This window comes from Jeotgalibaca sp. PTS2502, from assembly GCF_001975685.1.
Taxonomy (GTDB): domain Bacteria; phylum Bacillota; class Bacilli; order Lactobacillales; family Aerococcaceae; genus Jeotgalibaca; species Jeotgalibaca arthritidis.
The window spans coordinates 690114-712774 of the sequence record NZ_CP019433.1; the positions used below are offsets into that span (position 1 = coordinate 690114).

The following is a 22661-nucleotide window of genomic DNA, read 5'->3' on the forward strand; positions in this document are numbered from 1 at the left end:
TTATTCACCACTTTCAATATCCAAAACAGTTTGGTCGATACCATCAAACGATGCATCGGCTTCTGTATGAGTTTTTTCATGACGGATTTGTTTCTTTACTTGTTGAGTTGCTTCTGAACGTTCGTCTTTTTCTGTTTCTTCTAGAATACTTTTATCATCTTCCAGTGTAAACTGGACATGACTTTCAATCCATTTACGCCGTGGTTCTACTTTATTACCCATTAAGGTCGTCACACGTCGCTCGACCTGAGCTTTGTCATCAATGACAACTCGAATAAGTGTACGAGTTTCTGGATTCATCGTTGTATCCCACAATTGGTCAGCGTTCATCTCACCGAGCCCTTTATAGCGTTGCAAAATATAACCTTTGCCAACTTTTTTAATTTTTTCGTCCAACTCTTTTTCTGTCCAAGCGTATTCAATAACTTCTTTTTTTCCACTGCCTTTTGATACCTTATATAAGGGTGGCTGTGCCAAGTAAACTTTACCGGCTTCTAGAAGTGGCTTCATGTAACGGTAGAAGAATGTTAATAGCAAAGTTTGGATATGAGCCCCATCGGTATCCGCATCAGTCATAATTATGACTTTATCGTAATTACTGTCTGCAACTTCAAAATCAGTTCCAACACCAGCGCCCACAGTATGAATAATGGTACTGATTTCTTCATTTTTCAAAATATCCTGCATGCTAGCGCGCTCAGTATTAATAACCTTCCCTCTTAACGGTAAGATAGCTTGGAATTTACGGTCACGTCCCTGTTTAGCAGATCCACCAGCAGAATCCCCTTCGACTAAGTACAATTCATTTTTCTTAGCATTTTTCCCTTGAGCAGGTGTTAGCTTGCCAGATAAAAGTAATTCGCCCTTTTTCTTTTTACCATTACGTGATAGTTCTCGCGCCTTACGAGCAGCGTCACGCGCTTCTCTCGCTTTTAATGATTTACGAATGAGCATTTGTCCAATTTCACCGTTCTCGATTAAGAAAAAACTTAACTTCTCATTAATTAAATTATCAACGATTGGGCGAGCTTGTGGTGTTCCTAGTTTTTCTTTTGTTTGTCCTTCAAACTGTAGAATCCCTTCTGGAACGCGCAAACTTAAGACAGCTGTCAGTCCTTCACGAACGTCGCTGCCTTCTAAATTTTTATCTTTTTCTTTTAACAAGGCAATTTTACGGGCGTATTCATTAAATGCTTTTGTCATTCCTGTCTTAGCACCAATCTCGTGGGTTCCACCATCTTTAGTCCGTACATTATTAACAAAAGATAAAATGGTTTCCGAATAGCCATCGTTATATTGGAAGGCAAACTCCACTTCAATACCTTCAATAATTCCTGAAAAACTTGTAATCTTAGTTAAGGTGTCTTTTTCTTCATTTAAGTAGGCAACAAATTCACTGATTCCTTCTTCGTAATAGAAAACCTCACTCTTATCATGACGTTCATCAGTTAAGGTAATCTTCAACCCTTTTAAAAGGAAGGCAGATTCTCTCATTCTTTCTGCCAAAATATCATAAGATAGTTGAGCTGATCCGAAAATCTCACGGTCTGGTAAAAAATGAATAGATGAGCCACTTGAAGTAGCTGTTGTTTTTTCTTTTTTTAGTTTTCCGGCTGGTTTACCGCCATTTTCAAAATTTAAATGATAGACCATTTTATCACGTGTCACGCTAACTTCTAAGAATTCGGATAGGGCATTAACGACACTCGCACCTACACCGTGCAAGCCACCAGATGTTTTATAGCCACCTGCTTGGCCAAATTTACCACCTGCATGTAGGACGGTAAAAATAACTTGAATCGTCGGTATTCCCGATTGATGCATACCAGTTGGCATCCCGCGTCCGTTATCCTTAACAGTGATGCTTTGGTCAGCGTGGATAGTAACAGCTATTTCATCTGCAAAACCAGATAGGGCCTCATCGACAGCATTGTCGACTATTTCATATACCATGTGATGCAAACCACGACTATCCGTAGATCCAATATACATCCCTGGCCTTTTCCGAACGGCATCCAGCCCTTCTAAAACCTGTATTGAATTATCATTATATTCGTTGCTTTTCATTCGTGTCATAGTTAAACCCCTTTATTACTTCTACGGAATTCGAACATCCATTCTATTATAATACTGTAAATGCGCTAAATTGTAAAAGGAAAATCATATCATTATATCATTGAAAGGATTGTTTTAAAGGCATTTCGCAACTTTTTTTAGGAATCGGTTGCAAAAACTTAGTATCAATCAAACCAAAAAGATGGTAAACTAATAAGGTATTATTTTTATTCTTACTATAGGAGTGAATTAAGTGATTTCACTGATTACCATTATTGCAGCATACTTATTAGGATCTATCCCGTCTGGTGTTTGGATTGGAAAATTATTTTATCACAAAGATGTACGCGAATACGGCAGTGGAAATATGGGAACAACCAATACGTTCCGAGTGCTTGGAACAAAAGCAGGCATCATTGTGTTAATCATGGATATATTAAAGGGGTCTGTAGCAACCTTACTTCCTATTTGGTTTGGCTTATCCTTGCACCCTCTTTTAACAGGGGTCATTGCATCTGTGGGTCATACAATTCCAATTTTCGTCAATTTTAGAGGAGGTAAAGCTGTAGCAACGAGCGCTGGTATTATCCTCGCTTACAACCCTTTGTTTTTCACATTAGCTATTAGTAGTTTTTTAATTTATTTATTTGTATCAAGTATGGTAAGTTTCGCTAGTATGGCAGCTTGTTTAACAGCTGTTGTCATTTCTTTTTTTATGGGAGATATTTGGTTAATTATAGTGACCATTTCTTTAACGTCTTATATCATTTACCGACACCGTGCAAATATACAACGTATTAAAGAGGGCACAGAATCATTAGTACCATTCGGACTACGCTACAACAAGCAAAAGGATTCTAACTAAAAGAAAGAGAGCGGTCGGGGCTAATTGCCCTTTCACCGCTCTCTTTTTATGCTAATTTTTCTTTAATCATGGTCAATAATAAAGGTGAACTGACTCTAATATACGTTCCCTTCATCCCCAGTGATTTAGATTCTAAAATGCTAGCTGATTCTAATTTTCTTAAAGCATTCACGATGACTGAACGTGTGATTTCCTTTTTAGCGGCTAGCTGAGACGCATTAATACGTGTTTCCAAACCATCAATGGTTTTAAAAATCTCCGTAATTGCTTCAGTCTCGCTAAACGACAAAGACTGTAGCGCAATTGCTACTGACGTCTCCGCACGAGCAGCTTCGTCGGTCCGAACATTAATTAAATGAAGCATCTCCATACCGATAACCGTTGCGCTATGTTCAGCTAGAATCAAATCGCCATTATCAAAGGGATCATTTAGCCGTGCAAAGATTAAACTACCCAATCGTTGCCCTGCTGCAAAAATAGGAACAATAGTCGTTAAGCCGGTTACGAAAATATCTCGTGTTTCAATCGGAAAAGCCGTCATACTCGATTCAATCCCAATATTAGCTGTCGTATTTTTCAACTTGTTTAATTCCTTTGAGTAGTTGCTAGGAAACTTTTTATCAAACAACATCTGCTTCACACGCTCGTTATTGATATTAATCGCTTCACTAAAGCCTAACAAAGTTCCTTCAACGTCAATTAAATAGGCATTAGCACCTAAAATATCTGCTAAATGCTCTGTCATCTCTAAGAAAGGCAAGTTGCTCTCTTCTTCGTTTACTACTTTTGTTGTTACAAATCCGTCCCCTTTTTGAAGTAAACGATTAATCGTTCGTAACCTTTCTAATAACTCTTCCATCTCTTACCTCACAGTATATAACGTCTTAAATCATCATCTTGAATGATATGGGATATTTTTTCATCCACATATTCAGCCGTTATGGTTATTTGTTGACCAGGCATATCTGGGGACTCGAATAGCAAATCCTCTAATAGTTTTTCTAAAATGGTATGCAAACGTCTTGCCCCAATATTATCTGTCTCATCGTTCATCTCAGCCGCATTAGCCGCAATCCGCTCAATGGATTCTTTTGTAAAGGTCACCACTACTTCTTCTGTTTCTAACAATGCCTTATATTGCTTTAAGAGTGCGTTGTTAGGTTCTGTTAAAATACGGACAAAATCTTCCTCAGTTAAATCATCTAACTCAACGCGGATTGGAAAACGGCCTTGCAACTCTGGAATTAAATCGCTCGGCTTAGATACGTGAAAAGCACCAGAAGCAATAAAGAGAATATGGTCGGTTTTAATATTACCATATTTCGTTGCAACTTGTGACCCTTCAACGATTGGTAGAATATCACGTTGAACACCTTCACGAGATACTTGTCCACCTTGGTCAGACTTTGATGTGATTTTATCAATTTCATCAATAAAAATAATCCCATTTTCTTCTGCAAGTTTTAAAGCTTCCATTGCAATATCATTTTTATCAATTAGTTTATCAGTTTCTTCATCTACACAGATAGTTATGGCGTCCTTCACTTTCATCGTGCGCTTTGTTTTGCGTTTAGGAGTCATCGATTCTAGTGCAGACTGCAGCATCATCATTTGCTCATTACCACCCATTGTACCGAGTGGGCTAGACGACTTTTCTTCTACTTGAATAGTCACTTCGCGGTTATCTAGTACACCTTTACGCAATTGCTCAACAATATCCGCTCTAGCCGATGAAATTTCAGCAGTCACTTCTTCTGCCTCTTCTTCACTAGCATTATCCATTGCTGGCAAGCCGAATTGTTGGAACATGTTTTGGAAACCATTGCTATCAGCTGTTTTCTTCTTTTTTATACCTGGTTTCAATGCCTTAGCTAGCCGTTGTAAAGCTTTTTCGTATGCTTTACTATAGACATCACTTCGTTTTTCTTCTTCTACAAGCGCCATGGCATTTTCAACTAGGTCTCTAACCATTGATTCAACATCACGTCCGACATAACCGACTTCGGTAAACTTAGTTGCTTCCACTTTTACAAAGGGTGCATGAACTAAATTCGCTAAGCGGCGAGCAATTTCTGTTTTACCAACACCTGTTGGTCCAATCATTAAAATATTTTTTGGTGTGACTTCTTGTTGCATTTCTTCATCCAACATCATACGGCGGTAACGATTACGAAGCGCTACTGCTACGGCTTTCTTGGCGTCATTTTGACCAATAATATAGCGGTCTAACTCGGTTAATACTTGACGTGGTGTTAAATTCGTTTTCGTTTTCAACATTATTCTCTCCTCTTAGGCGAATTCATCAACAATAATATTATCGTTCGTATAGACACAGATTTCAGACGCAATTTGTAGGCTTTGCTGCGCCATCTCTTTAGCAGTTAAATTCGTACTATTTCGTTTTAAAGCGCGTGCAGCTGCCAAAGCAAAATTGCCACCTGATCCGATAGTTAAAATTCCATCATCTGGTTCAATAACTTCACCGCTTCCTGATACTAAATACATTTCATCTTTATTCATCACAATTAATAAGGCTTCTAACTTTTGTAGAGCGCGGTCGCCTCTCCAAAACTTAGCAACTTCGATAGATGCACGAAGAAGATTGCCTTTGTGTTGCTTTAATTTCTCTTCAAACCGATCTTCAAGCGTAAAGGCATCAGCAACGCCTCCTGCAAAACCAACAATAACTTCATCATTATAAATACGACGAATTTTACGAGCAGAGCCTTTCATAATCACTTGCTCACCCATTGTGACTTGGCCATCACCAGCCATTGCAGATTTCCCATTATGTTGTACAGCACAGATTGTTGTCATTATGATTCTCCTCTATTCTTTCGTTTTGCGCGTGGATGGTAAGCACGATAATTCTGTTGCAAAACATCCTTGGTTACATGTGTATATATTTGTGTCGATGATAAGCTGGAATGACCGAGTAACTCTTGAACGGTCCGCATATCTGCCCCACCATTCAACATATCCGTTGCAAAGGTATGGCGCAGCATATGAGGATGCAAATGACCAGTCATGCCAGTTTTTTTCATAATTGTATTTAAAATATGTTCAATGCCTGTTGATGTAAGCGGATCACCTAAACGGTTAATAAAAAGCGTATCATGTTGCTTATTAAATTTCGCCATGAGTGGCTGACGTCCCTTTTCAAGGTAATCTTCCAAAGCAGTTAGGGCAAATTGTCCAAACGGCACGTAACGCTCTTTGTTCCCTTTACCGACTACTAAAACGACGCCTAGTGTAAAATCAATATCACTGATTTGAATTGTTCGGCACTCGCTCACACGAATCCCAGTCGCATAGAGCAGTTCTAAAATCGCCACATTTCGGTAATCTAGCGCTTCTGTTCCTTTTGCTGTCTCAAATAATTTTTCTAATTCTTCATCATATAAATATTTAGGAAGCCGTAAAGACCTATTTTTAAAACTAATGGTGGAAACAGGATTTTCGTCGATATGCTTTTCACGTAATAAATAGCCATAAAAACCTCTTAAACTTGATAGGATACGTGATATGGTGTTCCTACTCAACGCTTCTTCATCTAGAAAACTCAAAAAGGTCCGCAAGTCAAACAAACGGACATCGAGAAACGAGGCTGTGCCACTTCCTGCTAAAAAACTTTCAAATTTCTTCAAATCTTGTAAATAGGCTTTTACTGTTTCATCAGAATAGCGACGTTCAATCGCTAAATAATGAATAAACCCTTCTATTAAATAATTGTTTGATTTCAAAAAAATCCCTCCAGCAACTTACGTTAAAAATATCATAAGGCTGGAGAGATTTCAATTGTTCAGTTTTAAGTTTAAAAGATTATTAACTCTTCAGCCTTATTTTTGCAGGCTTTCTTCGTAGTCACAGTGGCTACATTTGACTTGCATGCCGCCTCTAACTTTTTTCTCAACTAAATAATGCTCGCATTTCGGACAATCTCTACCGACTGGCTTATCCCATGAGACAAAGTCACATTCTGGGTAACGATCGCAACCATAAAAAATACGTTTTTTCTTAGATTTACGTTCAATAACGTCGCCTTCTTTACACAATGGACACGTCACATTGATTTTCTTCACGATGGCTTTCGTATTTCGGCAATCAGGGAAATTACTACATGCATAGAATTTACCAAACTTACCTAGTTTGATGACCATCGGATGACCACACAACTCACAATCAAACCCTGCTGGTTCATCTTTAATTTCGATTTTTTCCATTTCAGCTTCAGCTTTCGTAACATCTTCTTTAAAAGGCTTATAGAATTGGTCAATAACAGTTACCCATTCGATTTTACCTTCTTCAACGCTGTCTAAATCTTTCTCCATTTCTGCCGTAAAGGAAACGTTAACGATATCAGGGAAAAACTCATTAACGACTTGGTGAACAATCGTTCCAAGCTCTGTTGGCTCAAAACGTTTAGCGTTCAATTTCACGTAATAGCGTCTTTGAATGGTTTCAATAGTCGGTGAGTAGGTTGATGGACGACCCACACCATTTTCTTCAAGCGCGCGAATTAATGTTGCTTCTGAATAACGAGCAGGTGGTTGTGTAAAGTGTTGGTTTGGAATAATGTCTTTCGAAAAGACTTTATCGCCTACTTCAAGATCTGGAAGCATATTATCCTTTTTCTTGCTATCAACATAAACTTTACGGAAACCTGGGAATTTCTCTTTCGATCCATTCGCACGGAAAATAATGTCACCATTTGTTAAATCAACACGCATCGTATCAAAAATCGCTGCAGTCATTTGACTCGCTACAAAACGTGACCAAATTAATTGATACAGTTTGAACTGATCCTTCGTCAAATACTGCTCGATATCTTCTGGTTTACGAAGGGCACTGGACGGTCTAATTGCCTCATGAGCATCTTGTGCTGAGCTTGACGTTTTATCTTTACGCGGATTGTTTCGTGCATACTCACTGCCGTATTCTTTCATAATAAAATCATGAGCTTCACTTACAGCGCTGTCTGCAATACGGGTTGAATCGGTACGCATATAAGTGATTAAACCAACTGAGCCTTCCTTACCGATTGCAATTCCTTCATAAAGCTGTTGCGCAACCATCATTGTTTTACGTGTTCTAAAATTTAATTTATTACCCGCTTCTTGTTGCAAGCTTGATGTTGTAAATGGTGCGGCTGGGTTTCTCTTTTGTTCTTTCTTAACGACATCGCTGACTAAGAACTCATTACCTTTTAAACCTGAAATAATTGCTTTTGCTTCTTCTTCATTGTTTAAAACGAGCTTCTTATTTGCCTTACCATAAAAGGCCGCTTCAAAGATCTTACGATCCTTTTGGAAGGTACCATCTAAAGTCCATGACTCTACTGGTTTAAAGGCATTAATTTCGTCTTCTCTATCAATAATTAACTTCAAAGCAACCGACTGAACACGTCCCGCACTCAATCCTTTTTTCACTTTCTTCCATAATAAAGGCGAGATAGAATAACCAACTAGTCGGTCAAGAACACGTCTCGCTTGTTGGGCATCTACTAAGTCCATATCTATGGGGCGTGGGTTTTTAATCGCTTCTTTTACAGATGTTTTTGTTATTTCATTATAAATAACACGGATATTATCGGATGGGTCTAGTCCTAGTAAATATGACAAATGCCAAGCAATTGCCTCTCCCTCTCTATCCGGGTCAGACGCGAGAAATATTTTTTCAGCGTTTTTTGCATATTTCTTTAATTCTTTAATAATGGGTCCTTTTCCTCGTATGGAAATGTAATCGGGTTTATAGTCATTATCATAGTCAATTGCCATACGACTTTTCGGCAAATCACGGAGGTGTCCCTTACTTGCGACAACCTTATAATTACGTCCAAGATATTTTTCAATTGTTTTTGCTTTGGTTGGGGATTCAACAATCACCAAGTATTTATACGCCAAAGGAAAACCCCTTTCTCTCTTTTTATTCGATTAAAATAGATCGAACTAAAATCGTAAATCATCTTATGCTACTATACATCACTTTGTCAAATTTATTTTATTTTTATTTGTCAAAAAAAACTTATAATTGCCACAAATGTGTCATTTCTTCGAGAATATCATCGGCAGTCATCACTAATTTTGCTCCTGCACGAATCAAGTGATTGGTGCCACTACTGGCTGTTGTTAAAATACTGCCAGGCACTGCAAACACTTCTCTATTTTCCTGTAAGGCTAAATTTGCCGTTATCAAACTTCCAGAGCGTTCTTTTGCTTCTACCACAAGCGTACCTTGACACAATCCGGCTATGATACGATTCCTCATTGGGAAATGAGAACGGTGGGGTTTTTTACCGAGTGGGTATTCACTAATCACCAATTGCTTATCTAGCATGTGTTGTTGTAAATGTTGATTCTGAGATGGGTAGTAAACATCCAACCCCGTTCCGATAACCGCAATCGTGTCACCTTTCAATCGAATCGTTTGTTGATGAGCATATTGGTCGATTCCAGCAGCTAATCCACTAACAATCGTCACATTTTTTGCAACTAAGGCTGGTAATAGAACAGCCAAAACCTGTTCACCATAAGCAGAGGCTCTTCGACTACCAACGATAGCCAATCGTCTACGCTTTGTCAATTTCCAGTCTCCTTTGTAAAAAAGAACAACCGGTGGGGAATGAATTTCTTTCAAGGATGGTGGGTAATCCTCATCAATAATAGTAGAAAATTGAATGTTTGCTGACTGATAATCTTTTAGAACTTTTTCATACGCAGGGTCACACTTTCCCACTACAATTCGGCTATCCATTACTTGCAATAAATAATGGCGTTTGACTTCGTCATTTGTGTTAGCGATTACATTCATTTCTTTAGCAGATAACTCGCCCATAATAGCCAATTGGATGAGCAAGTCTCTTAGGTCAGATTTTAGCATAAAAAAGCCTCCTTATATATGTCTCTATATATAAATAGAACAAAAAGAGGCTTTTGCGTTTTTTTATTTCATTTTTTGTGTCATTGATTTGATTGGTTCAAAACTTCTACGATGAATTGGCGTTACACCATATTGGTCTAACCCTTCTAAATGAGTCTTTGTCCCATAACCAGCATTCTTCTCAAAACTATAATGTGGATAGACTTTAGCATAGTCCTTCATCAGACTATCGCGATAAACTTTTGCTACAATACTAGCAGCAGCAATCGAATAAGACTTGGTGTCCCCTTTAATGAGTGACTCTTGCTTAAATGGCAGATCTAACGTCATGGCATCTATTAGCAAAGCATCTGGTTGAATACCCAACGCTCCCACCGCTTGTTTCATGGCTAGTTTGGTTGCTTGATAAATATTTAACTCATCGATTTGTTGGTTGTCAACGACACCTATTCCGACTTTAGCACATTCCCATATTTCTTTCGACAATAGGTTTCGATTACTTTCCGATAGTTTTTTTGAATCATTAATCGGTAGCGCAGGCATATCAGATGGTAAAATAACTGCCGCCGCAACAATTGGACCTGCTAGAGGGCCACGTCCCACTTCATCAATGCCCGCAATAATATGATAGCCTTCGGTCATTAATTGTCTTTCGTATGTCAACATTTTCTCGCGATGAGTAAGTAATTGCTGACCCTTTTCATAGCGACTATGCCATTGCTTTAAAGCAGTCTGAATACCTTTTCGTTCATCTTTGGCAATAGCCAATAGACGTTCATCACTAGGATCTGTTATCTGTAACAACTGTTCTTTGAGCGCTTGTATAGTTGGTCGCTTCTCCATTAGTCTAACTCCACTTCAACAGTCGGGTCTTGAGGAACTGGGTCAAGTGTATATGTCCCTAATTTCCCATCACGAATATCAAAAATCAACTTTTCGCTGGCACGATCATAGTCGTCACCAAAGTTTAATTTCTTTGTTAAGGCCATTAAAAAGTCTGGCAATTCCTCATCAGTAACATCTTCGTTCAAATGGTAGTAGGATTGGATACGACCAGGATACTCTGCCTTAAAGAATTTTAAAGCGTACATAGCAATGTCATCTTTATGGAAGAGCGCATCTTTAATCGCACCGGTTAGTGCTAAGTGAACACCCGTTTGAGGGTCTTCAAACTTATGCCATAGGATACCAGGTGTATCTAATAATTCAAATTCATTTCCAATTTTCAACCATTGTTGGTGTTTGGTTACACCTGGTTTATTGGATGCTTTGGCACGATTTTTCTTAATCATTTGATTAATAAAAGTCGACTTACCTACGTTAGGAATACCGAGTACCATTAAACGTGTCGCACGGGGTTTCATTCCTTTTGATACCCAGACTTTGTGTTTTTCTGCCATCATTTCTTGAAGAACTTTTTTAACATATTTAATATCATTTTGATTAAATACGTTAACAGCGATGGCTTTTTGATTTTCATTCTTTTTATTATAATATTGTAACCATTTTTCTGTTTTACTTTGGTCAGCTAAATCTAATTTATTCAAAATAATTAAACGTGGTTTGTGACCGACAATCTCATCTATCAATGGATTCGAACTAGACTCTGGGATTCTTGCATCAACAAGTTCAATAACAATATCCACCATATTTCTATTCTCAATTGCTTCACGCTTGGCTTTCGCCATATGTCCTGGAAACCATTGAATAACCATATTTATACACTTCCTTATTTCATTGTCTCACAGCTTTTTACGCTATCAAATGCCTTACTATCATAACATAGTTGGCTTTAGAAAAAAATTATTCTTGTTTCTTTTAGGCTCTATTAAAGTTTATTGTTGATATAAGGTAATAAATTAGAACTTCCATTTTTTAGGAAGTTCTAATTAGTAATAATCTCTTATTCAATTAACGCACCCGTTAGTTTAATAACCGATTTACCTTATTTCCATCTTCCAATTGTTCTTGCACAAGACTTATTAATTCTTCTTCATTGTTAAATTCACTTAACTCTTTACCATACCACTTTTGTAATTCTTCCTTTGTTATTTTATATTCATCATTTTCAAAAACGAAGGTAATCCACTCTGCATTATCAATTAAAGCGAACAGGAAGGTAGCATTGTAAATTACCGTTTCTTCATATTCCTCTTCTATCATTGTCGCATCAATTTCATTGTACGTTAAAGTCATTCCATATGGCTCTGATTCTGTTTGAAGTGAGACTTCATTAAATTCCTCACTATGTTGTAATTGCCCAATAATGTTAATTACTGCACTGTTATCGCCTATTAAAGTGCCCTCGTATTGAAAGATATTTTCATTTGTTGTATTTTTTTCATTGTTATCTGAACTACATCCATTTATGAACATCAAAATTAACAATGAAAAGAAAATATATTTTGTTACTTTTTTCACCTTTCAGTCACCCTTTCTTCTGTCTTACATTATCTTAACATAGAATATTAAAACCCTTTTCAATGTATTCTACTTCTTTAATTTTATAAATAAGGTGCTTAATCCTTCTTGAAAATTGCACCCCTTTAGTTGAAGAGTTTTTAGTTATTCATTTCTTCCCACTTACTCAAATACATACGTTCTTTTAAGTTTTTGGGATTACCTATTTTACAAATAAATTTTAAACTATTTCCATCTGGGTCATTGAAATGAATTTTGGTGTGTGCATAATCATTGTGAGGCATCACAAAAGGTTCGATAGGTTCAAAACCAAAAGCCTCCCTTGGTTTATACCCTTTATTTTTAAGCCAACTAACTGAATTCTTTAATCCTTCTATCGATATCTGAAACGCTATATGTCTTATCGAAGGATGGTATTCAAGTTATACTTTATCAGTTTTTCATAATCCCAACCTTATCTTTTTCAATACATAAAAATGCCAAACTATCCTCAATGATATGGTCAAGTTCAAGCCCAATCCCAATATGAAACTTTATTGAACGCTTTAAATCACTTACTGGTAAATGTGCTTCATATAACCCTTTTATCATTTCAAAAATCCTTCGATATCTATTTTTTCTTGTTAAACTCTTCTGCCTCGTTAGTTGAATAAGCAACAGTGTTTATACAGCAAATTTAGTTAACCTGATTGTATCATAAGTTTCTGAACTCTAACTAAATTCCCTTTAATAATCAAGTCATTCATTGTTACTTCATTTCTTTGATGTTGGATACTTTCCAAGACCTGAAACCAAGCAAGGTAATTGTTTAAATATTTGGTCGCAACACCATTAAATCGTTGTATCCATCCTTTTAGTCTTCTATGATAATTATTCACGTTCTGGATGTGATAAAGCCCCTTCGTACGAATTTTACCATCGGACTTGAATTGGTAAATATCCATTCCCTTTTCAGCAGCATATGTTTTAAATGCGCGCCAAGAATCTGTGCATAGTATATTTTCACTTGAAAGCCTATGTCCGATGGCTTTGTCTAATTGGTTTTTCATTAACCTACCCATACCTAATATCTGCGAAAAGGTGGTTTTGTCACGGTCTCTTGCAACCAATACACATACTTGTTCATTGCTTATACCACGTTTCTTCGCAGAACCACCACGTTTACGTGGCTTTCTACCTTTGATTTTTCTTTGTCCCTTTTCTGAGTACAGGAAATAGGTCTCGTCCATCTCTACGATACCTTCAAAATTTGGGATTTCAATTTTCTTTAACGATGATAATAGTTTGTGTCTCCAATAAAACAAAGTGACGTGAGTGATGTTTCCGATTAAATCAGCAGATTTACGAAGAGAATAACCTTCAATCATACATTCAACAAATTTACTCCATTGGTTAAGGTGGACGAGTTCGATAAAGAACTGTATTTGTGAGGTCAGTGAATGTCTTTTTACAAGCCTTACAGCGATAGCGTTGCTTTTTAACCTCTTCGCCATCAACAATTGTTGTATACTTTCCGAATCGAACAATATGTTCTGATGCACAATCAGGACATTCATAGCCATTCTTATTCTTACGTTCAGATATTTCGTGAAGAACAGTTCCAGTCGAACTTGATGCAGTAAGTGCATCAATTAAATATTCACGCAATTTGTGCTTCTCTGCTGGATTTAGTTTTTGAATGGTTTTAAGGATTTCAGTCGCTCTCACAATCATCACCAACCCTATTATAGATAGCTTAATCATCGAACTTTAGTTCCTAAAAATCAATTATCAACAACTAACTTTAACAGAGCCTTCTTTTAAAAAAAGAAGTTGAGATACTGTAATCTCAACTTCTCTTGTTAGAGGTGATGCTCTATTCATTTTTTTCAAGAAAGCCAGCCCGATTTAATGGCCAAATTCTTAAACTGGTTGTTCCTTCAATCAGCTCTTCTGAAACAAATCCAAATACGCGACTGTCTTTGCTACGTGATCGATTGTCTCCCATAACGAAATACATGCCTTCTGGTACTTGATAGCTATCACTCTCAGGTATATCCATCAAGGTAAAGTCCGGCGTTAACGTACTATCTTCTTTTTCAGCTTGCAAGCTTTCTAAGTAGTGTTCTTCTACTGCTTCGCCATTCACATACAACAAATCGTCAAGATAGACGATCTCATCTCCTGGCATACCAATAATCCGTTTGACATATTCTTCGTTCTCTTTAGCCCCTTCTGGATCAGGAGCAGGAAAAACAACGACATCAAAACGGTCAATTGAGCCCAAACGATTTAAAATCAAACGGTCGCCGTCTTGCAAAGTCGGATACATAGACGGTCCCACAACTTGTAATGGGAAAAACAAATACGCTCGTATCAATAAAAACAAGATATAAGCAATCGCAACCGAAAATAAGATGTTTAGGACTTCTTTGAAAAAACTACCAGTCGACTTAGAAGCTGCCGATTTTTTATTTTTCCATTGTTTTTCTGTTTGTTTATTCATCATCATGGCTCCTTTTCGTTCGACGGTTTAAAAAGAATACTACGGAAGAATGGCTATTTTATCAAAAGGATAAATAACCAATCTTGCTTTCCCTTCAATCGACACTTTCGGAACAAAACCAAACATTCGGCTGTCTTTGCTACGTGATCGATTGTCACCCAAAACATAGTAATTCCCTTCAGGGATAACGTCTAAACCCGTTAACGATTCCAGGGTAAAGTCCGCAGTATCGACTTGATTCTCTTCATTTTCTAGGTCGAGAAATGGCTCATCAATTGGCTCATCATTAATATAGAGTTGATCGTCTTCATAACGAAGACGTTCACCAGGTAAGCCAACAATACGCTTAATAAAGGCTTCGCCTTGACTATCATGGAACAAAATAATATCGAATCGCTCCAATGTTGTAAAGGGCTCATAAACAATATGCGTATTATGTTCCAAAGTAGGTGACATAGAACTGCCTTCCACCTTAACCGGAATGAAAACAAAATAGCGTATAAAAACGGCAACAGCTAACGAAAGTAATAACAATCGCAAGAAGTCAGTTATTTTTTTTGTTTTTGAACGCTCTATTTCCATCTATTCACTCATATCCCTTAACACGTCAATCGCTTTTTTAACTTGCGTATCATTTTCAGCAATGACTTCTCTTAATTTTTCAATCAATTTTCCGCCTGTTTCTTCTGTTAATTCGCCCGTTACTTCTATGCCAACACTCATTTGGAAATCCTTAATCGCAACGAATGTTTCTTCATCAAAGTAACCATCAGCGGTAACTTGAAAGCCAACAGCCGCTAACATTTTTTCAAGATTTAAAACAGCACTGGATACTTCTCCGATTTCGTATGTTTGCGTAAAGTCAATTAAGGTTAAAAAGGCAAAATCGGGTAATTCTACTTCAAAGTCTGGTTGAATCCCTTCATCATGAATCCAATTGCCATTTGGGGTTAACCATTTCGCAACGGTTAATTTTAATTCATTGTCTTGACTTAATGGGTAAATGGATTGAACGGTCCCTTTACCAAATGATTTGACACCCACTAATGGAATACCTGCTGCTTCTTGTAAAACACCGGCTAAAATTTCAGACGCACTAGCGCTGCCTTCATCAATCAGCATGACGGACGGCTCTGTAATTTGGAAATCACCGTACTCTTTATCGCTTGCTAACACTTTTTGTGGTTCAATGCCACGTTCTTCCGTTTGAACGAGAACGGCTCCGTCTTCAACGAACATATTTCCAATTTTAATAGCTTGATCTAACAAGCCACCTGGATTTTGTCTGAAATCAAAAATAAATTTTTCAACCCCTTGATTTCTCAACTCAGTAACAGCTGAAACCATTTCATCATAGGTTGGACGAGAAAAGCTAAAGACACTGACGATGCCAATAGTTGGATCATCTTCAAGTTGTTCATAGGCGACTGTTTCAATTGGAATAGTGTCACGGACAATATCGACTGTAAAGGTTTGGTTTCCCCTTTGAATTTCTAATGTGACAGCTGTTCCTTTTTCACCACGAATCAGGTTGACCGCTTCAGTGGTTGTCATCCCTGCTAGGGAGGTTCCATCTGCACTTAAAACAATATCATTGGGTAACAAGCCTGCTGCCTCAGCAGGTGCTCCTTTAATCGGTGAAACAATAACAATTTGATCATTTAAGCTAGTAATTTCAGCTCCAATCCCTTCGAAGGATGCAGAGATACTCTCATCCAGAGTATCACTTTCATCTACATCTAGAAATTGGCTGTACGGATCACCGACTGCATCAACCATTCCTTTTAGGGCACCATTTAAGAGCGTTTCGCTGTCGACTTCATTAATATGGTATTGAGAAATCAGTTCATAAACTGCTTGTAGATTATCAGAACCTGGTATCGCATTAATACTTGAGTTTTGACTGCCAGTCAGTCCGCTTAAAGGATGGCTATTGGTCTCTTTATCTCCTACAAAAAACCAAGTTGTTAGAACTGCTATAACAGCAACAAGAATCAGTGATATAAAATAAACAGGGAGTTTTACCCCTATTCGTTTCTTTTTATTTCTAGGTTGTACTTTTCTTTTTTTCTTTTCTTCATTCATCTAACAAGGGTCACCTCCAGCTGGTCTTCGAATCGCTTATTTTAAGACACTTTCAAGCGCAACTAACATCATATCGTTGAATGTTGTTTCTCTTTCTTCCGATGTTGTTTCTTCACCTGTTAAAATGTGATCACTAATTGTTAAGATCGCTAATGTATTAACGTGGTGTTGTGCACCTAACATGTATAATCCTGCTGCTTCCATTTCAACTGCTAGAACACCGTAGTCAGCTAATTTTGTTTTGTCTAATTCGGCGTTATAGAAACGGTCAGATGATAGAACATTTCCAACATGAACGTTAAGATTTTTTTCTTTAGCTACTTGATACGCATCGTGAAGCAAGTTAAAGTTTGCAATTGGCGCAAAATTTACTTGATTATGGAAAATATTTTGAACAACACTAGAATCTGTTGTTGCAGCCTGAGCTAAGACAATATCACGGACATGAACATCTTCTTGAATAGAACCAGCAGAACCTACACGAATTAAGTTTTTCACACCATATTCTGTAATTAATTCGTTGGCATAAATCATAATAGACGGTAATCCCATACCAGTTCCTTGAACAGACACGCGTTTCCCTTTGTATGTTCCTGTGTAACCAAACATATTACGAACAGAGTTGTATTGAACAACATCTTCTAAATATGTGTCTGCAATGTATTTTGCACGTAATGGATCTCCTGGTAATAAAACTGTTTCTGCAATTTCTCCTACTTTAGCCGAAATATGTACACTCATGATTAAATTTCCTCACTTTTCATTGTTGTTTTATTAGCTTGCTCTTTTCTTTCGATATACTCTTGGTACATTTCATCAAATGTATCCATAAATTCTGTGTATTCACCGCTCAATTCCAAATAATCAGCTAAGTCAGCATAATTGGAATATGATCGTGGAAATCCGCTATCTGCTTCTAACAGGTTAGCAAAAGCTGTTAAAGTATCCTGTTTATAAGGATCTCTATAAGTCATTGCAAATTGAAAAAATTGTTGATCCAAATTATCCACCTCTTTTATCTTTGTCTCTTCATTGCAAAGACCTTTTCCCTATTGTAGCAAATTTTGCTTAGGGATAGTGAGTTGAATTGTATATTCTTTATTATCTTTGTCAATCTGAAGAACTTTTATTTGGTCAACTTGCTCCGAAACGAGCTGATCTAATCGAACAATCAAATATTGGTCATCAGGATTCACATCTAATGGTAAATCCGATTGAAATTGATTGGCCATAATTGCCAACGTTTGCTTGAGCGGTAAAGATAAGTTACCTAACTGTATGCTGTTCACCTTCAATTGTAGATTACCGTCTTCCATTGGAAAGGGCTCTGCTTCAACAACATAGTCGACTGGAATACCCAACACGCTTAATTGACCGGTCATGCTAATTATTTCAGTGACACTTATCGATGAGACACTCTGATTTTGACTAGCGTTTAATGCCTGTGATAGCAATGCTTCTATATCTCCATTCTCTAAAACGACCGTTGCTTGCAATTGATCAGATGTCGGCGATACTGGACCCGTTTGTTCAACTGATTGATCGGCTGTTGTTTTAGAATTGGAAAATAAGCTGACTGATAGACTGATGATCAGCAGTAGATTTAGTGTTACTAAAATCAAAAATGCCCATTTCCATTTATTTTGTCTATCTATCTGACCTTTTTCCACTTGAATCCTCCTTTACATATTTTTAATAGTCATGAAGCCTTAATTTTCATAATTTTACCATTTCTTATGCTATACTGTCATTAGATTAACTTGTAATTGTTCGACTTAAGGGAGGATTACTATGACAACAGACATTCAAATGAAAAAATCAAAAGAGATACTAATGGAAGTTCTAAATGCCGTGACACATGGGATTGGAACGCTTCTAAGTATCGTAGCACTTGTCTTCTTAATTATGAAAGGACTCGACGCACAAAATACGGTTCATTTTTCAGCTTATCTGATTTATGGTATTTCAATGATTTTACTTTTTCTTTCATCTACCTTATACCATAGTTTCAGTTTCACAAGCTACTACAAGGTATTCCGTTATATTGACCATGCAGCTATCTATTTGTTAATCGCTGGGAGCTATACACCCTTTGCTTTAATCGCTTTAAAAGGAACGGCTTCAACATTTTTATTTGCAACGATTTGGTCAATTGCAATTGTGGGTGTCATCTTAAAAATCTTCTTTGTTGGGAAATTTAATGGGATTTCAACCATTTTGTATTTAGTCATGGGATGGTTAGCTATTTTCCTTATCGGTCCTATTTACCAACATTTAGGTACCAACGGCTTGATTTTATTAATATTAGGTGGTTTAAGCTATAGCTTAGGAACCATTTTCTATGCTAATAAAAAATATGGTATCATGCATGTCATTTGGCATTTGTTTGTATTAGCGGGCGCTGCCTTCCATTACTTCTGTATTTTACTTTATGTATAAAAGAAAAACGGTTTGGGAAAAATCCCAAACCGTTTTTTATTTGCGTATATATTTTAAGAATTCATGGTCGTGCTTATTTTTTTCATCGCGAATGCCTGGTATTTTTTCAACTAACTGCCAATCTTCCCAGTTTACTTGTGGAAAAAAGGTGTCACCGTCAAAATCACCAGCAATCTTAGTTTGCCATAAGACATCTACAACTGGCATAAACTGCTTGAAAATCTCGCTCCCACCAATCACATAAATATCTTCACTATTACCAACAATATCATCAAGATGATGAACAACTGTCACACCATCCGCTTGATAATCCAATTGTCTTGTCATAATTAAGTTTTGACGATTAGGTAATGGTCGGTTTCCCATACTCTCAAAAGTTTTTCTCCCCATAAGAACCGTATGGCCCGTTGTGGTTTCTTTGAAAAACTTCATATCATTTGGTAATTTCCAAGGTAATCCGCCATCTTTCCCAATAGCGCCCTTTTCATCTTCAGCCCATACAAAAATAATCATTCAGTGATTCCTCCTAAACAGCAATCGGTGCTTTAATACGGGGGTGGCTCTTGTAACCTTTGACGATAATATCATCTTTTTCCATATCAAAAATTGATTTCTCTGGGTGTTTGATTACTAATTCTGGCAAGTCATGCGGCTCACGAGACAATTGTTCCTCAATTTGATCCATATGGTTTAAATATAAGTGAGCATCCCCAAAGGTATGGACAAAGTCGCCGACTTCTAAGCCTGTTTCATTAGCAATCAAATGCGTTAGTAAAGCATAACTCGCAATATTAAAAGGTACACCGAGAAAGACATCTGCACTTCTTTGGTAGAGTTGGCAACTAAGTTTCCCATCCGCTACATAAAACTGGAATAAAGAATGACACGGCGGTAATGCCATATTTGGAATATCTTCTGGATTCCATGCGGATACCATTAGCCGTCTCGAATCGGGATTATGTTTAATCATTTCAACGACATCTTTAATTTGGTCAATTGTTTCACCTTGACTCGTTTTCCAATGACGCCACTGTGAGCCATAGATTTGTCCGAGTTCGCCGTGTTTACTGGCGAAGTCATCATCTTCTAGAATACGATTTTGAAATTGGGTTAGCTCTATTTGGTAAAGCTCATTAAACGCCTCATCTTCCAAGGAGCGACGACCAAAATCGGTCATATCTGGTCCTCTATAATCAGCTGACTTAATATAACGTTCAAAAGCCCACTCATCCCAGATATGGTTATTATTTTCTAACAAATAACGAATATTGGTATCACCTTTTAAAAACCACAGTAATTCGCTTTTAATTAATCCAAATGCTGTTTTTTTAGTTGTTAATAAAGGAAATCCTTTTTGAAGGTCGAAACGCATTTGATAGCCGAAAATACTCTTCGTTCCTGTTCCAGTACGATCTGTTTTTACAACACCTTCGTCTAGAATTTTTTGAGCAAGTTCTAAGTATTGCTTGGTCATCCTTTTTTCACCTCAACCTTTTATTCATTTATAAACTGACTAAGATACTCGAAACGTTCCCACTTGTCAGATACAGCAGCTTCAGCTAAATCAAGCTGCTCTTGCAGTTCTGCTAGTTTGGAATAATCACTTGCGTTGACTGCCATCTGCTCTTTTAACTCATCGACAGTTTCTTCTGCTAGCATAATATCTTCTTCAATTGTCTTCCATTCCATTTGCTCAGAATAGGTTAGTTTGACTTTTTCGTTTTTCTTTTCTGCTGTTGGAATAGCCTCTTTTATAGCTGTTTTTTTCTCAGTTGCTTCACTGGCTTTATCTTTTAAGCCACTCTCGATATAGTCTGTCATGTCGCCATAGAAAAGAGCTGGACCAGTTGGGTGGTCAATAACCAATAATTTATGCGCAACTTTATCCAAGAAATAACGATCATGAGAAACAACCAATACAGCGCCTTGGAAAGTGGTTAAATAATCTTCTAAAACGGTCAATGTTTCAATATCCAAATCATTGGTTGGCTCATCAAACAGCAAAACATTCGGTTGATTCATCAAAATTTTCAATAAATACAACCGTCTTCTCTCACCGCCTGACAAGGTGCGGATCAAGCTACCGTGCATCTCACGTGGAAACAAAAATGTTTCTAGCAACTCGGTAATGCTGACAACAACGCCGTCTTTTTTCTTAGCTTCCTCTGCAATTTCTTGCAAATAGTTAATCACACGTTTATCTTCTGGGAATGGTTCCATAATTTGGCGGTAGTAACCAATGCGAACCGTTTCACCAACAACTAGTTTACCTGAAACTGCCTCTAAATCCCCGGCTAGCATCCGTAAAAAGGTCGTTTTACCAGAGCCGTTTTCACCAACAATCCCAATGCGGTCGGTCGATTGGAAAATATGACTAAAATCATTCAAGATGGTTTTTCCACCGATTTCTAACGTCACATCTTCTAAATTAAAGACACGCTTACCTAAGCGAGAACTTTCTAAGCCAATTTCAATTTGCTGGTCATCTTTTACTTGTTGCTTAACACCCTGAGATAAATCTTCGAAGCGGTGAATACGCGCTTGCTGCTTAGTTGTACGAGCCTTCGCTCCTTTACGCATCCAAGCCAGTTCACTCTTATACAATTTTACTTGCTTATCATCCATTTTCTGTTGGATAGCTTCGCGCTCAGCTTTTTGCTCCAAGTATGACGCGTAATTACCCTTGTAACTCTCAATCTGACCATGCTTCAATTCCAGCATATGGTTCGTTACTCGCTCAAGGAAGTAACGATCATGGGTAATCAGTAACAACGCCCCCTTATACTGAGCCAAATATTTCTCTAACCAAATAATCGCATCCACGTCTAAGTGGTTAGTCGGTTCATCTAAAAGTAATAAATCTGGCGATTGGATTAACACTTGTGCCAACCCAACACGCTTGCGCTGACCACCAGATAATTCACCAATTTTTTTTTCTAATTCAGTAATGCCTAATTTATTTAAAATCGTTTTAAATTGAACTTCTGCTTGCCACGCATCTTTCGTATTCATTTCTTGTTCTGCTTTAGCATAGGCTTGCTGGTAGCGATCATTCATGCTGTCTAATGAAAGAAGTGAAACGGCACGCTCATAATCGCGAACAACGCGAGCGAGTGGCGAGTCACCCTCAAATACAGCTTCAAAAATGGTATGATTATCATCCATTTCAGGTTCTTGAGACAAATAACCAACACGAAAATCAGTCGGTTTTTCAATTCTACCTGAATCCGGCTCTTCTTTGCCCGCTAAAATTTCCATAAGCGAACTTTTACCACTCCCGTTTGGACCAATTAATCCCACATATTCGCCTTCACGAATGGTAAATGAAACCCGGTCAAATAGTTGTTTAATTCCATATGTTTTTGATAATTCAATTGCTTTTAAATCTTTCATTTTTCTATAACCTCAGTTCACATTAGCATTCTTAGCCAT

Annotated in this window: 22 protein-coding genes and 1 pseudogene; 2 read left to right on the top strand and 21 right to left on the bottom strand. The window is 37.4% G+C overall.

Annotated features, from left to right (window positions below; genetic code table 11):
* Nucleotides 1–2076, bottom strand: a complete 2076-nt coding sequence (gene parE / locus BW721_RS03430) for a DNA topoisomerase IV subunit B (RefSeq protein WP_076766136.1) — start codon at nt 2074–2076, stop codon at nt 1–3.
* A gap of 232 nt (nt 2077–2308) precedes the next feature.
* Here parE and plsY point away from each other — a divergent pair, with 232 nt between their 5' ends.
* Nucleotides 2309–2920 (top strand): glycerol-3-phosphate 1-O-acyltransferase PlsY, encoded by a 612-nt coding sequence (gene plsY / locus BW721_RS03435; protein WP_076766138.1) that lies wholly within the window; start codon nt 2309–2311, stop codon nt 2918–2920.
* 46 nt (nt 2921–2966) lie between these two features.
* On the opposite strand, the gene codY is transcribed toward plsY, so the two are convergent.
* From codY to BW721_RS03520, 17 genes and pseudogenes are all read right to left on the bottom strand, one after another.
* Nucleotides 2967–3779 (bottom strand): GTP-sensing pleiotropic transcriptional regulator CodY, encoded by an 813-nt coding sequence (gene codY, locus BW721_RS03440; RefSeq protein ID WP_076766140.1) that lies wholly within the window; start codon nt 3777–3779, stop codon nt 2967–2969.
* A gap of 8 nt (nt 3780–3787) precedes the next feature.
* Complete coding sequence (gene hslU / locus BW721_RS03445) at nt 3788–5197, bottom strand: ATP-dependent protease ATPase subunit HslU (RefSeq protein ID WP_076766143.1); 1410 nt, start codon at nt 5195–5197, stop codon at nt 3788–3790.
* 12 nt (nt 5198–5209) lie between these two features.
* Nucleotides 5210–5737: an HslVU peptidase proteolytic subunit gene (gene hslV, locus BW721_RS03450; protein WP_076766145.1), complete on the bottom strand. Its 528-nt coding sequence runs from the start codon at nt 5735–5737 to the stop codon at nt 5210–5212.
* Nucleotides 5737–6663 (bottom strand): tyrosine recombinase XerC, encoded by a 927-nt coding sequence (gene xerC, locus BW721_RS03455; RefSeq protein WP_076766147.1) that lies wholly within the window; start codon nt 6661–6663, stop codon nt 5737–5739. Before xerC ends, hslV begins: the two co-directional genes overlap by 1 nt.
* 96 nt (nt 6664–6759) lie before the next feature.
* On the bottom strand, nt 6760–8823 hold the full coding sequence (gene topA / locus BW721_RS03460) for a type I DNA topoisomerase (RefSeq protein ID WP_076766149.1): 2064 nt from the start codon (nt 8821–8823) through the stop codon (nt 6760–6762).
* Nucleotides 8824–8944: 121 nt separating this feature from the next.
* Complete coding sequence (dprA, locus tag BW721_RS03465) at nt 8945–9799, bottom strand: DNA-processing protein DprA (RefSeq protein WP_076766151.1); 855 nt, start codon at nt 9797–9799, stop codon at nt 8945–8947.
* Nucleotides 9800–9862: 63 nt separating this feature from the next.
* Nucleotides 9863–10642: a ribonuclease HII gene (locus BW721_RS03470; protein ID WP_076766153.1), complete on the bottom strand. Its 780-nt coding sequence runs from the start codon at nt 10640–10642 to the stop codon at nt 9863–9865.
* The gene (gene ylqF / locus BW721_RS03475) at nt 10642–11514 is read right to left on the bottom strand and encodes a ribosome biogenesis GTPase YlqF (RefSeq protein WP_076766155.1); all 873 of its coding nucleotides are present in this window, start codon (nt 11512–11514) and stop codon (nt 10642–10644) included. Before ylqF ends, BW721_RS03470 begins: the two co-directional genes overlap by 1 nt.
* Nucleotides 11515–11722: 208 nt before the next feature.
* Nucleotides 11723–12220, bottom strand: a complete 498-nt coding sequence (locus tag BW721_RS03480; protein WP_076766157.1) for a DUF4825 domain-containing protein — start codon at nt 12218–12220, stop codon at nt 11723–11725.
* 432 nt (nt 12221–12652) lie between these two features.
* Nucleotides 12653–12811 carry a hypothetical protein gene (locus tag BW721_RS11905; protein WP_198031399.1) on the bottom strand — a complete coding sequence of 53 codons (159 nt, stop codon included), beginning with the start codon at nt 12809–12811 and terminating at the stop codon, nt 12653–12655.
* Nucleotides 12812–12883: 72 nt separating this feature from the next.
* A pseudogene (locus tag BW721_RS03490) lies at nt 12884–13927 on the bottom strand (IS1595 family transposase).
* A 148-nt stretch (nt 13928–14075) separates the two neighbouring features.
* Nucleotides 14076–14705, bottom strand: a complete 630-nt coding sequence (lepB, locus tag BW721_RS03495) for a signal peptidase I (RefSeq protein WP_227004599.1) — start codon at nt 14703–14705, stop codon at nt 14076–14078.
* 39 nt (nt 14706–14744) lie between these two features.
* Nucleotides 14745–15287 carry a signal peptidase I gene (gene lepB, locus BW721_RS03500; protein WP_076766159.1) on the bottom strand — a complete coding sequence of 181 codons (543 nt, stop codon included), beginning with the start codon at nt 15285–15287 and terminating at the stop codon, nt 14745–14747.
* Nucleotides 15288–16790 carry a S41 family peptidase gene (locus tag BW721_RS03505; protein ID WP_076766160.1) on the bottom strand — a complete coding sequence of 501 codons (1503 nt, stop codon included), beginning with the start codon at nt 16788–16790 and terminating at the stop codon, nt 15288–15290.
* A 36-nt stretch (nt 16791–16826) separates the two neighbouring features.
* Nucleotides 16827–17531, bottom strand: a complete 705-nt coding sequence (gene deoD, locus BW721_RS03510) for a purine-nucleoside phosphorylase (protein ID WP_076766162.1) — start codon at nt 17529–17531, stop codon at nt 16827–16829.
* A gap of 2 nt (nt 17532–17533) precedes the next feature.
* A complete protein-coding gene (locus tag BW721_RS03515) occupies nt 17534–17791 on the bottom strand; it encodes a YozE family protein (protein ID WP_076766164.1) in 258 nt (85 codons plus the stop codon).
* A 48-nt stretch (nt 17792–17839) separates the two neighbouring features.
* Nucleotides 17840–18460, bottom strand: coding sequence for a DUF2140 family protein (locus tag BW721_RS03520; protein WP_076766166.1), 621 nt, complete (start codon nt 18458–18460; stop codon nt 17840–17842).
* Between the two features lie 121 nt (nt 18461–18581).
* Here BW721_RS03520 and trhA point away from each other — a divergent pair, with 121 nt between their 5' ends.
* Nucleotides 18582–19229, top strand: coding sequence for a PAQR family membrane homeostasis protein TrhA (trhA, locus tag BW721_RS03525; protein ID WP_076766168.1), 648 nt, complete (start codon nt 18582–18584; stop codon nt 19227–19229).
* 36 nt (nt 19230–19265) lie between these two features.
* Here trhA and BW721_RS03530 read toward each other — a convergent pair whose 3' ends face one another.
* From BW721_RS03530 to BW721_RS03540, 3 genes are read right to left on the bottom strand one after another with little or no spacing between them, the layout of a single operon-like run.
* The gene (locus tag BW721_RS03530; protein WP_076766170.1) at nt 19266–19742 is read right to left on the bottom strand and encodes a dihydrofolate reductase; all 477 of its coding nucleotides are present in this window, start codon (nt 19740–19742) and stop codon (nt 19266–19268) included.
* A gap of 13 nt (nt 19743–19755) precedes the next feature.
* A complete protein-coding gene (locus BW721_RS03535) occupies nt 19756–20703 on the bottom strand; it encodes a thymidylate synthase (protein ID WP_076766172.1) in 948 nt (315 codons plus the stop codon).
* Between the two features lie 20 nt (nt 20704–20723).
* Entirely contained in the window at nt 20724–22622 is a 1899-nt protein-coding gene (locus tag BW721_RS03540) for an ABC-F family ATP-binding cassette domain-containing protein (protein ID WP_076766175.1), read from the bottom strand.
* Nucleotides 22623–22661: the final 39 nt, after the last annotated feature.

Bases quoted from the DNA above. Each gene is read 5' to 3' on its own strand.
- ylqF (WP_076766155.1), bottom strand. From the start codon at position 11,514: ATGGTTATTCAATGGTTTCCAGGACATATGGCGAAAGCCAAGCGTGAA.
- codY (WP_076766140.1), bottom strand. From the start codon at position 3,779: ATGGAAGAGTTATTAGAAAGGTTACGAACGATTAATCGTTTACTTCAA.
- lepB (WP_076766159.1), bottom strand. From the start codon at position 15,287: ATGGAAATAGAGCGTTCAAAAACAAAAAAAATAACTGACTTCTTGCGA.
- hslV (WP_076766145.1), bottom strand. From the start codon at position 5,737: ATGACAACAATCTGTGCTGTACAACATAATGGGAAATCTGCAATGGCT.
- BW721_RS03505 (WP_076766160.1), bottom strand. From the start codon at position 16,790: ATGAATGAAGAAAAGAAAAAAAGAAAAGTACAACCTAGAAATAAAAAG.
- deoD (WP_076766162.1), bottom strand. From the start codon at position 17,531: ATGAGTGTACATATTTCGGCTAAAGTAGGAGAAATTGCAGAAACAGTT.
- hslU (WP_076766143.1), bottom strand. From the start codon at position 5,197: ATGTTGAAAACGAAAACGAATTTAACACCACGTCAAGTATTAACCGAG.
- trhA (WP_076766168.1), top strand. From the start codon at position 18,582: ATGACAACAGACATTCAAATGAAAAAATCAAAAGAGATACTAATGGAA.
- BW721_RS03470 (WP_076766153.1), bottom strand. From the start codon at position 10,642: ATGGAGAAGCGACCAACTATACAAGCGCTCAAAGAACAGTTGTTACAG.
- dprA (WP_076766151.1), bottom strand. From the start codon at position 9,799: ATGCTAAAATCTGACCTAAGAGACTTGCTCATCCAATTGGCTATTATG.
- lepB (WP_227004599.1), bottom strand. From the start codon at position 14,705: ATGAATAAACAAACAGAAAAACAATGGAAAAATAAAAAATCGGCAGCT.
- parE (WP_076766136.1), bottom strand. From the start codon at position 2,076: ATGACACGAATGAAAAGCAACGAATATAATGATAATTCAATACAGGTT.
- BW721_RS03540 (WP_076766175.1), bottom strand. From the start codon at position 22,622: ATGAAAGATTTAAAAGCAATTGAATTATCAAAAACATATGGAATTAAA.
- BW721_RS03535 (WP_076766172.1), bottom strand. From the start codon at position 20,703: ATGACCAAGCAATACTTAGAACTTGCTCAAAAAATTCTAGACGAAGGT.
- BW721_RS11905 (WP_198031399.1), bottom strand. From the start codon at position 12,811: ATGATAAAAGGGTTATATGAAGCACATTTACCAGTAAGTGATTTAAAG.
- BW721_RS03530 (WP_076766170.1), bottom strand. From the start codon at position 19,742: ATGATTATTTTTGTATGGGCTGAAGATGAAAAGGGCGCTATTGGGAAA.